This window comes from Novosphingobium sp., from assembly GCF_036733805.1.
Classification (GTDB): Bacteria; Pseudomonadota; Alphaproteobacteria; order Sphingomonadales; family Sphingomonadaceae; genus Novosphingobium.
The window spans coordinates 1-10,138 of record NZ_DAIMZT010000078.1 but is presented as its reverse complement, the minus strand read 5'-3'; the positions used below and the strand labels follow the sequence as shown (position 1 = coordinate 10,138).

Annotated in this window: 8 protein-coding genes; 4 read left to right on the top strand and 4 right to left on the bottom strand. The window is 60.7% G+C overall.

What is annotated here, in order from left to right; all coding sequences use genetic code 11:
- The 4 genes from rpoD to V7D69_RS14175 form a co-directional block, all read right to left on the bottom strand.
- Positions 1 to 1,570 (bottom strand): RNA polymerase sigma factor RpoD (rpoD, locus tag V7D69_RS14190; RefSeq protein ID WP_333606126.1); only part of this gene is annotated, 1,570 nt, incomplete at its 3' end.
- A 53-nt stretch (positions 1,571 to 1,623) separates the two neighbouring features.
- On the bottom strand, positions 1,624 to 3,474 hold the full coding sequence (gene dnaG, locus V7D69_RS14185) for a DNA primase (RefSeq protein WP_324061685.1): 1,851 nt from the start codon (positions 3,472 to 3,474) through the stop codon (positions 1,624 to 1,626).
- A complete protein-coding gene (locus tag V7D69_RS14180; RefSeq protein ID WP_333606125.1) occupies positions 3,468 to 3,854 on the bottom strand; it encodes a GIY-YIG nuclease family protein in 387 nt (128 codons plus the stop codon). Before V7D69_RS14180 ends, dnaG begins: the two co-directional genes overlap by 7 nt.
- Positions 3,855 to 3,968: 114 nt before the next feature.
- Positions 3,969 to 4,421, bottom strand: a complete 453-nt coding sequence (locus tag V7D69_RS14175) for a GatB/YqeY domain-containing protein (protein WP_324061688.1) — start codon at positions 4,419 to 4,421, stop codon at positions 3,969 to 3,971.
- Between the two features lie 160 nt (positions 4,422 to 4,581).
- On the opposite strand from V7D69_RS14175, the gene carA reads away from it, so the two are divergent.
- The 4 genes from carA (at position 4,582) to greA (ending at position 10,010) form a co-directional block, all read left to right on the top strand.
- Positions 4,582 to 5,748, top strand: coding sequence for a glutamine-hydrolyzing carbamoyl-phosphate synthase small subunit (gene carA, locus V7D69_RS14170; RefSeq protein WP_333606124.1), 1,167 nt, complete (start codon positions 4,582 to 4,584; stop codon positions 5,746 to 5,748).
- Positions 5,745 to 6,101, top strand: coding sequence for a ribonuclease E inhibitor RraB (locus tag V7D69_RS14165; protein ID WP_324064162.1), 357 nt, complete (start codon positions 5,745 to 5,747; stop codon positions 6,099 to 6,101). Before carA ends, V7D69_RS14165 begins: the two co-directional genes overlap by 4 nt.
- A 3-nt stretch (positions 6,102 to 6,104) precedes the next feature.
- Entirely contained in the window at positions 6,105 to 9,428 is a 3,324-nt protein-coding gene (gene carB, locus V7D69_RS14160) for a carbamoyl-phosphate synthase large subunit (protein ID WP_333606123.1), read from the top strand.
- Positions 9,429 to 9,533: 105 nt separating this feature from the next.
- Positions 9,534 to 10,010: a transcription elongation factor GreA gene (gene greA / locus V7D69_RS14155; RefSeq protein WP_333606122.1), complete on the top strand. Its 477-nt coding sequence runs from the start codon at positions 9,534 to 9,536 to the stop codon at positions 10,008 to 10,010.
- Positions 10,011 to 10,138 lie beyond the last annotated feature (128 nt).

The following is a 10,138-nucleotide window of genomic DNA, read 5'->3' as shown; positions in this document are numbered from 1 at the left end:
TGATCGTCTCGATCATGTGGACCGGGATGCGGATGGTGCGCGCCTGGTCCGCGATCGAGCGGGTGATCGCCTGCCTGATCCACCATGTGGCGTAAGTGCTGAACTTGTAGCCGCGCCGGTATTCGAACTTGTCGACTGCCTTCATAAGGCCGATGTTGCCTTCCTGGATCAGGTCCAGAAACTGCAGCCCACGGTTGGTGTATTTCTTGGCGATCGAGATGACCAAGCGCAGGTTCGCCTCGACCATTTCCTTCTTGGCGATGCGCGCCTCGCGCTCACCCTTCTGGACCATGTTGACGATGCGGCGGAACTCGGGAAGCGCCATGCCCGTGGCGGCGGCGATATCGGCTACTTCTGCGCGGATACGCTCGACAGCGTCACCCTCGTTCTCGGCGAACGCGGCCCATTTCTTGTCCTTCTTCGCCATGTCTGGCAGCCAGGTATCGTCAAGCTCGCGCCCGACATAGCTCTCCAGAAAATCGACGCGCTTCACCTTGTGCCGTTCGGCCAGGCGCAGCATCTGGCCGCCCAGGGTCGTCAGCCGCCGGTTGAAGGCATAGAGGTTGTCGACCAGATATTCGATCTTGGTCGCGTGGAACTGCACCGATTCCACTTGCGCGGTCAAATCCTCGCGCAATTGCTGGTACTGGCCTTCCTTGGCGACCGGGAAATCAATGCCGAGCGCCAATGCTTCCAAACGTTCCGACTGCAGCTTTTCGAAAGCCTGGAACAGTTCGGTGATGCGGGCAAATTTTTCGAGCGCTTCCGGCTTGAGCGCGGCTTCCATCTGCGCCAAGCTGAGCGTGTTGTCTTCATCGTCATCATCGGCCGGGCGCTTGGCGCGGCGTTCGATGCCGTCCTCATCGTCTTCGTCGGAGGATTCTTCCTCCTCCTCTTCGATGTCGTCGTCTTCCTTGTAGGAGGGACCGGCAGTCGCTTCGCTGATCTCGCCGTCATCCTCGCCCTCGCCGTCTTCGGACAGGCTTTCGGGCGCCGGTTCCTTGGAAAGCATGGCATCCAGGTCAAGGATCTCGCGAAGCTGCATCTCGCCGTTGTTAAGCGCTTCGGACCACTGAATGATGGCGTGGAAAGTGATCGGGCTTTCGCACAGCCCCAAAATCATCATGTCGCGGCCGGCTTCGATACGCTTGGCGATCGCGATCTCACCCTCACGGCTGAGCAGTTCCACCGCGCCCATCTCGCGCAGGTACATGCGCACCGGATCATCGGTGCGTTCAACCGTTTCCTTCTTTTTGCTGTCCACGACCATGCGCGGTGCGGCTTCGTCGTCACCGTCGATCTCTTCGGCCTCGCGCTCATCGTCATCTTGAGCATCTTCATCGTTCTCGACGATGTTGACGCCCATTTCCGAGATCGCGGCCATGATGTCCTCTATCTGGTCGGGACTCATCTGGTCGGAAGGCAATGCCTCATTCAATTCGTCGACCGTGATGATGCCGCGGCGCTTGGCGCGCGCGATCAGCTTCTTGATCGAAGCTTCGTTAAGGTCGATCAGCGGCGCATCGGTGCCGTCCGTCGTGTCGCCGCTGGTGCTATCGTTCTTGCTCATTCTTCCGCCGTTAACTCGTGCTTCCCCGATCCGGTCAATTATACAATACCGGACTAGCCCGCCTGTCTTGTCGCCATTTGCCTGAGGCGACTTTCAAATTCCAGCTTTCTCTTGAGCAGCCGCTGCTGCTCGGCAAAAGACTCCTCGGACAGTTCTTGTTCGAACCGCGCGGTGGCCTCTGCCAGAGCGGCCTCCAATACCGGACGCTCCACCAAGAGATCGATAGCCTGGCCCAGTTCCACCGCTGCCTGCTCCGCATTTGCTTCCGGGGCCAGAAAACCGAAGCGCAGCCCCGAATATTCGGCGGTTCCAGGAACCTCAAGACCATTCTCCCGCAATATGGTCGCAAGTGCCTCAGTTTCAAGCGTCGCCGCGTCGCAGCATTCCAGCAACGCGAAGAAACGCGGGTCAAGCTCGGGTGTGCGGGCCAGCGCTTCGGCATGGCGTCGTATCTGTGTGGGCCAGCGGATCAGCCCTGCCAGTACCGCCGCGGACAGGGCATCGCGCGCTCCGCCTTCCGCTGCACGGCGCAGGCGTTTCAGCGATTCGGGTGAGGAGGGTGCTGAAACAGGGCGGCCCGGCTGCCATTTCCGCTGCCGCTGTCCGGGCGGAAATGGCTGTCCCTTTCGGTCTTCCCGTTGCGGAAAGGCAAAAGCTGAATAACGGTCCTGCAATTCGCGCCGATAAAGGCTGGCGATGTCAGAGTGATGAATCGTCTCGACATGAGCCATCAATCGGGCCTTCAGCCCGGCCTTGTCCTCCGGAGTGGTCAAAGGCTGAGCGTCACGTTCCGTCTCCCACAGGACATCGACCAGGCTCTTGGCTTCACTCAGCAGAACTGCCATCGCCGCTGAGCCCCTGGCCTTGATGAGATCGTCAGGATCGAGCCCTTCCGGCAGCCGCACGATTCGCAAGGAGTGCGCAGGACGGAGCAAGGGAAGGGCACGGGTGATGGCGCGCATCGCCGCGCGTTGCCCCGCGGCATCGCCATCGAAGCACAGGATCGGCGTTTCCACGTGTCGCCAGAGGAGGTCGATCTGGTTCTCTGTCAGTGCCGTGCCGAGGGGGGCGACGCATTCGGCAATGCCCGCCGCGGCCAGGGCGATCACATCCATATAGCCTTCGACCACAACCATCCGGCCGGATTGGCGTGCGGCGGGCGCGGCGCGGTGAAGGTTGTAAAGCGTGCGCCCCTTGTCGAACAGCGGAGTGTCGGGAGAGTTGAGGTATTTGGGAGCGTCGGTCTTTTCGCTGGAAAGAATGCGCCCTCCGAAAGCGATCACCCGTCCGCGCGCATCCTCGATCGGGAGCATCAGGCGGCCGCGAAAGCGATCGTAGGGATCGCGATCCTCCACCGCGATTCTCAGGCCGGCCTCTATCAACATCGGTTCGGAAAAGCGGGCCAAAGCTTCCTTGAGTGCCTGCCGTCCCTCAGGGGCATAGCCGAAGCCGAAGCGTTGGACGGTATGAGCATCAAACCCCCGCGTCGCCAGATAAGCGCGCGCCGCCTCTCCTTCCGGCGAGGCAAGATTGTGCCTGAACCATTCCTGCGCCGCTGCCATAACGTCATGCAGGGTGTCGCGTTTCTCTGCCGCACGGGCCGCTTGCGGATCGGGGGCGGGCACATCCATGCCAGCCTCCGCCGCCAATTCCTTGACAGCATCCATGAAGGCAAGGCCCTGATGGTCCGTCATCCAGCGGATCGCATCGCCATGCGCGCCGCAGCCGAAGCAATGGTAGAAGCCCTTTTCGTCATTGACGTGGAAGCTGGGGGTCTTCTCATTGTGGAACGGACAGCACGCCTTGTATTCGCGCCCGGCCTTCTGAAGGCGCGTGGTGCGGCCGATCAGCGCCGAAAGGGTGATGCGCGAGCGGAGCTGGTCGAGCCATTGGGGGGTTAGCACGGGCGACCTCTTGTTTCGTTCCCCACCACGCCGTTCGCATAGGGCCCCTCGGCAGGCTCGCGATAAACTTCGGTCGTTAAGGCTGAAGTCGAGACACGTTCGCACGGCGGTCGCGCATAATACGAAAGCATGGTCCAATCGCTTGCCGCAAGCGCTTCTTTCTTGGCGCGTGACCATTTCTTGATCTGCAGTTCGGCGCTTAAAGCCTCATACCGGGTAGGAAATTCCGAGCACCAGATCAGGGTCACAGGTCTGCGTCTGGAGGTAAAATCGCAGAATCTGCCGTGATGGTGTTCTCCCATTCGACGTTCCAAGTCATCCGTGTGTCGAGTGTAATACTTTCCGTCCGCGCAGCGCGGGACGTATGCCCAGAATGCCATCTCAGGTTGCGCTATAACGTGTCCCGACTTCGCTCGACACGAGCGGAGACGGGGGTGAAGCTTTTCCAAATTCCGTTCGTGTCGAGCGAAGTCGGGACACGCTGGCGCGCCACTTCACGCCAACGCCGCCTTCACCCAACCGCTCGCCTTGCCCATATCCAACTGCGTACTGTGACGAGCTTTCAGTTCGGCCATGACCTTGCCCATGTCTTTCATGCCTGAGGCGCCCAATTCGGCCTTGATGGCCTCTATCGCGGCTTTGGTTTCCTCTTCGCTCATCTGCGCTGGGAGGAACTCCTCGATCACCGCCAGTTCGGCTCTTTCCTCGGCAGCTTTTTCCGGACGCCCGCCTTCCTCGAAGAGCTGAATCGATTCGCGACGCTGCTTCACCATTTTCTGCAGGACCTCGATCGTGAGGGTATCGTCGTCCGGCACGTCCTTGGCCGTGCGCAGTTCGATATCGCGGTCCTTGAGCTTGGCGAGAATGAGGCGGATCGCGGCCAAGCGGGGCTTGTCGCCGGCTTTCATGGCGGAAATCTGCGCGGCCTTGATCGAATCGCGGATCATTGTTCTTCTATTTTCCTGATGTGTGTGAAAACGTGGTTGCGTAAAACTAGCAAGCCGCGCACCAAATTGCACCCTCGCGCCTTGACGCCTTGCACAACCGTGTCTAGCGGACGGGCCTTAGCACTTATCGTCAGAAACGCCGTAAACGGAGCGACCCACCATGGCCGACGCCGCATTTTCGCTTGCGCCCAAACCTGAAGGGGCGACAGGCGTTCTCGTCCTGAGCGACGGGCACGTCGTCTGGGGGCGCGGTTTCGGCGCCGTGGGTGAAGCGGTGGGGGAAGTGTGCTTCAACACCTCCATGACCGGCTATCAGGAAGTGATGACCGATCCCTCCTACGCGGGCCAGATCGTAACCTTTACTTTCCCTCATATCGGTAACGTCGGCGTCAACGAGGAAGACATCGAATCGAAGGTGGACGGCGCTGTCGGCTGCGTTGTCCGCGAAGATGTGACGCTGCCTTCCAGCTTCCGCTCGCGCGAGGGGTTCGACAAGTGGCTGGCGGACCAGGGCAAGATCGGTCTGGCGGGCATCGACACTCGCGCGCTGACGCGCCGCATCCGCATGTCAGGCGCGCCCAATGCCGTGATCGCGCATGACCCGAAGGGCGAGTTCGACATCCCCGCGCTGCTGAAGAAGGCGCGGGACTGGCCGGGCCTGGAAGGCATGGACCTTGCCAAGATCGTCAGCCGCGAGATTCAGGAGGGCTGGGAAGGCTCCACCTGGAAGCTGGGGCATGGCTATGGCCGTAGCCCGCGCGATGCCCGCCCGCACGTGGTGGCGATCGATTATGGCGCTAAGGACAATATCTTCCGCAACCTGGTGAAAGCCGGCGCGCGGGTAACCGTGGTTCCGGCCGAAGTGACGCTGGAGCAGGTGCTGGAATTGCAGCCGGATGGTGTGTTCCTTTCGAACGGTCCCGGCGATCCTGCGGCGACGGGTACGTATGCGGTGCCGGTGATCCAGGCATTGCTGGAGAGGGACATGCCTGTCTTCGGCATCTGCCTGGGCCACCAGATGCTTGGCATTGCCGCTGGAGCCAAGACCAGCAAGATGTTCCAGGGCCATCGCGGCGCCAACCATCCCGTCAAGCGCCTGTCAGACGGCGTGGTGGAAATTACTTCGATGAACCATGGTTTCGCGGTGGATAACGCGGCTTTGCCGGACAGCGTAGAGGAAACCCATGTCTCATTGTTCGACGGCACCAACTGCGGAATTGCCATCAAGGGCAAGCGGGCGTTCGGGGTGCAGTACCACCCGGAGGCGAGCCCTGGGCCGCAGGATAGCTTCTATCTCTTCGAGAAGTTTGTGGGGATGTTGGGGTGAGGCTTCCGCCGATTGATCCTGCGCGCTGGAATGCTGTTTGGACAGCAGATCTAGATGTCTTGCGGAGGTTACGCGCAAGCGGCGATAAGCCTGAGATCGAGCGCGAAATCGATGTCAGCTTTCGAGGCGACTATGTCACTTTGAAACGGGTGGCGGATGCAAGTTCTAACTTCGGTTTTAGCGTTAGCGACTTCACCGAACGGGACGAGGAAGGTGCTCCATTTCTGTTGCTCGTCCGTCATCAGCCAGCGACTGATGACGCCATGCGGGAACTGACGGAAACCTATTTGCAAATTGAAGATACCTTCGGCGTCGAGTGCGACGGCTGGGGGTGCGTTGCTCAAGCGAGTTAAATCATGCCCAAACGCACTGACATTTCCTCGATCCTCGTCATTGGCGCCGGCCCGATCATCATTGGTCAGGCTTGCGAGTTCGACTATTCGGGCACCCAGGCGATCAAGGCGCTGCGGGAAGAGGGTTACCGGGTCGTTCTGGTGAACTCCAACCCGGCGACGATCATGACCGATCCGGACATGGCGGACGCTACGTATGTCGAGCCGATCACGCCCGAGGTCGTGGCCCGGATCATTGAGAAGGAACAGCCAGACGCGCTGCTGCCGACGATGGGCGGCCAGACTGCGCTCAATTGCGCGCTGGCCCTGTTCAACGACGGCACGCTGGAGAAATTCGGCGTCACGATGATCGGCGCCAATGCCGATGCAATCGACAAAGCCGAGGATCGCCAACGCTTTCGCGAGGCTATGGACAAGATCGGCCTCGAATCCGCGCGCTCAGGCGTGGCGCATACGCTGGAAGAGGCATTCGCCGTACTCGAAAACACGGGTCTGCCTTCCATCATCCGCCCCAGCTTCACCCTGGGCGGCACCGGCGGCGGCATCGCTTACAACAAGGCCGAGTTTGAGGCGATCGTGCGCTCTGGCCTCGACGCCTCTCCCACTACCGAAGTGCTGATCGAGGAATCGCTGCTCGGCTGGAAGGAGTACGAGATGGAAGTCGTGCGCGACCGGCACGACAACTGCATCATCATTTGTTCGATCGAGAATGTCGATCCGATGGGCGTCCACACGGGCGATTCCATTACCGTTGCCCCAGCGCTGACGCTGACCGACAAGGAATACCAGATCATGCGCTCGGCCAGCATCGCCGTGCTGCGTGAAATCGGTGTGGAAACAGGCGGTTCGAACGTACAGTTCGCAGTCAATCCGAAGGATGGCCGTCTGATCGTCATCGAGATGAACCCGCGTGTCTCGCGCTCTTCGGCGCTGGCTTCTAAGGCGACTGGATTCCCGATCGCGCGCGTCGCCGCCAAGCTGGCGGTGGGCTACACGCTCGACGAGATCATGAACGAGATCACCGGCGCCACGCCCGCCGCGTTCGAACCAACGATCGATTACGTCGTCACCAAGATCCCCCGCTTCGCTTTCGAGAAGTTCAAGGGTGCCGAGCCCCTGCTGACCACCGCCATGAAATCGGTGGGTGAGGTCATGGCGATCGGCCGCAATATCAAGGAATCGATACAGAAGGCTTTGAGGGGCCTTGAAACGGGTCTGGACGGCTTCAACCGCGTGCCCGAGCTTGAAGGGGCGGGTCGTGATACGATTACCGCCGCGCTGTCTCGCGCGACGCCTGATCGCCTTCTGGTGGCGGCTCAGGCCATGCGCGAAGGCTTTTCGGTCGACGAGATTCACGCCGTGACGCATTACGACAAGTGGTTCCTGCGCCACATCGAAGAGATCGTCGCCGAAGAGGCGAAGATTATGCAAAACGGTTTGCCCGTTGATGCGCAGGGGCTGCGCAGGCTGAAGGCGATGGGTTTTTCGGACAAGCGCTTGGCCACGCTGGCGGTGCGCTCGGTCCACGTTGCGGGTGGTCTCGCCGAGACGCAGGCCAGGCGTTCGGGGTTGTTGCACGATACGCTGCGCGCCATGGCCGGCGCCACCAGCGAGGAAGAAGTGCGCGCGCTGCGCCACAAGCTGGGCGTGCATCCGGTGTTTAAACGCATCGATTCCTGCGCCGCTGAGTTCGAGGCGATCACGCCTTACATGTATTCGACGTACGAGACCCCGATCTTCGGCGAGCCCGAAAACGAGGCCGCGCCTTCCGACCGGCGCAAGATCGTGATCCTGGGCGGCGGACCGAACCGCATCGGCCAGGGCATCGAGTTTGATTACTGCTGCGTCCACGCCTGCTTCGCGCTGGCAGAGGCCGGCTATGAAACGATCATGGTCAACTGCAACCCGGAAACCGTCTCCACCGATTACGACACCTCAGACCGCCTCTATTTCGAACCGCTGACCGCCGAGGACGTGCTGGAGATCCTACGCGTCGAGCAGCAGAACGGAGAGCTTGTCGGCGTGATCGTGCAGTTCGGCGGCCAGACGCCGCTCAAGCTGGCGCAAGCGTTGGAAGATGCGGGCATTCCGATCCTGGGCACGTCGCCCGATGCGATCGATCTTGCCGAAGATCGCGAACGCTTCGCGGCGTTGGTGGAAAAGCTTGGTCTCAAGCAGCCCGCCAACGGCATCGCCCGCAGCCGTGATGAAGCCGTCGCCGTCGCCAACCGCATCGGCTACCCGGTTCTCATGCGCCCCAGCTATGTGCTCGGCGGGCGGGCCATGGAGATCGTCGACTCCGAGCAGCAGCTGGATGATTACATCGCCACGGCCGTGCAGGTTTCAGGCGATAGCCCTGTGCTGATCGACCAGTATTTGCGCGATGCCATCGAGTGCGACGTCGACGCTTTGTGCGACGGCGAGCAAGTGGTCGTCGCCGGCGTGATGCAGCATATCGAGGAAGCGGGCATTCACTCGGGCGACAGCGCCTGCACCCTGCCGCCATACAGCTTGTCCGCCGAGATCGTCGCCGAAATGGAACGCCAGGCAGAGGCGCTGGCGATGGCGCTGGGCGTGCGCGGCCTCATGAATGTACAGTTTGCGGTGAAGGGGCGCGAGGTCTATTTGATCGAGGTGAACCCGCGCGCCAGCCGCACGGTTCCGTTTGTCGCCAAGGCCATCGGTCAGCCGGTCGCCAAGATCGCTTCTCGCGTAATGGCAGGGGAAAAGCTGTCGGAATTTCCCCCATTCAAACGAGACTTGCCTTACATGGCGGTGAAGGAAGCGGTGTTCCCTTGGGGGCGCTTCCCCGGTGTCGATCCCGTGCTGACGCCGGAGATGAAATCGACAGGCGAAGTCATGGGAATCGATAGCAATTTTGCCACCGCCTTTCTTAAGGCACAGCTGGGCGCCGGCATGCTCCTGCCTGAGAGCGGAACGGTTTTCGTTTCGGTGAAGGACAGCGACAAGAGCATCATCCTCCCGGCGGTGAAAGAGCTTGTGGCAAACGGTTTCCGGATAATCGCAACCGGTGGTACGCAGAATTACCTTGTAGAGGCCGGGCTCCCGGTCGAGCGGGTGAACAAGGTTGCCGAAGGGCGTCCGCACATCGTGGACAAGATTATCGATGGCGAAATCGCATTGATCTTTAACACCACGGAGGGTTGGCAGAGCCTGAAGGACTCGCAATCGATCCGCGCCTCCGCGCTGACGAGCAAGGTTCCCTACTTCACCACCGCTACCGGAAGCCGCGCCGCCGCTCAGGCTATTTCGGCGCAGCGCGGGAGCCAGCTTGAAGTACGATCGTTGCAAGCCTATTATAACTGAAATCGATCTCGCCTCCCCACATCGCTGCAGATCGGCCGGTCCCTTGAGGGGGCGGGACAGTGGACTAGTCGCAGCAGGGGGGGTGGACAGGAGGAAGACGTCAGAATGGCCAGTATCGAAAAGTTGCCGATGCTTGCAGAAGGCTATGAAAGGCTCACGGCCGAGCTTAAGGCGCTGCGCGAGGAGCGGCCGCGCATCGTTGACGCCATTGAAGAGGCACGGGCGCACGGCGACTTATCCGAAAACGCGGAATACCACGCCGCCAAGGAGCGTCAGGGACAGATCGAAGCCAGCATCGCCGACCTGGAAGACAAAGTCAGCCGTGCTCAGATCATTGATCCCGCCAGCCTTTCGGGCGACAAAATCATCTTTGGCGCTACGGTGACTTTGCTTGACGACGATGAGAAGCCGGTGCGTTATCAGATCGTCGGCCCTTATGAAGCCGATGCCAAGGTCGGGCGCATCAGCTACAACTCACCGTTGGGCAAAGCCTTGATCGGCCGAAGGGTCGATGACGAGGTGGAAGTGACCGTGCCTTCGGGTGACAAGTTTTACCTCGTCCAGAAAATCGAATTTATCTGACAAAAAAGGCCGGCGTCACCGCCGGCCTTTTTGTGCGTACCGATTGCGTCAGTCCTGGGGAAGCTCCGGCTCAGTAACTGCTCACGAGGTTGGCAAAAAGGGCTGGCGCGGAGAATCGAGATTTGCTT

What these genes read in the sequence shown, in the direction of transcription:
- V7D69_RS14180 (WP_333606125.1), bottom strand. Translation starts at nt 3,854, where the DNA reads ATGGCATTCTGGGCATACGTCCCGCGCTGCGCGGACGGAAAGTATTAC.
- V7D69_RS14175 (WP_324061688.1), bottom strand. Translation starts at nt 4,421, where the DNA reads ATGATCCGCGATTCGATCAAGGCCGCGCAGATTTCCGCCATGAAAGCC.
- carA (WP_333606124.1), top strand. Translation starts at nt 4,582, where the DNA reads ATGGCCGACGCCGCATTTTCGCTTGCGCCCAAACCTGAAGGGGCGACA.
- carB (WP_333606123.1), top strand. Translation starts at nt 6,105, where the DNA reads ATGCCCAAACGCACTGACATTTCCTCGATCCTCGTCATTGGCGCCGGC.
- greA (WP_333606122.1), top strand. Translation starts at nt 9,534, where the DNA reads ATGGCCAGTATCGAAAAGTTGCCGATGCTTGCAGAAGGCTATGAAAGG.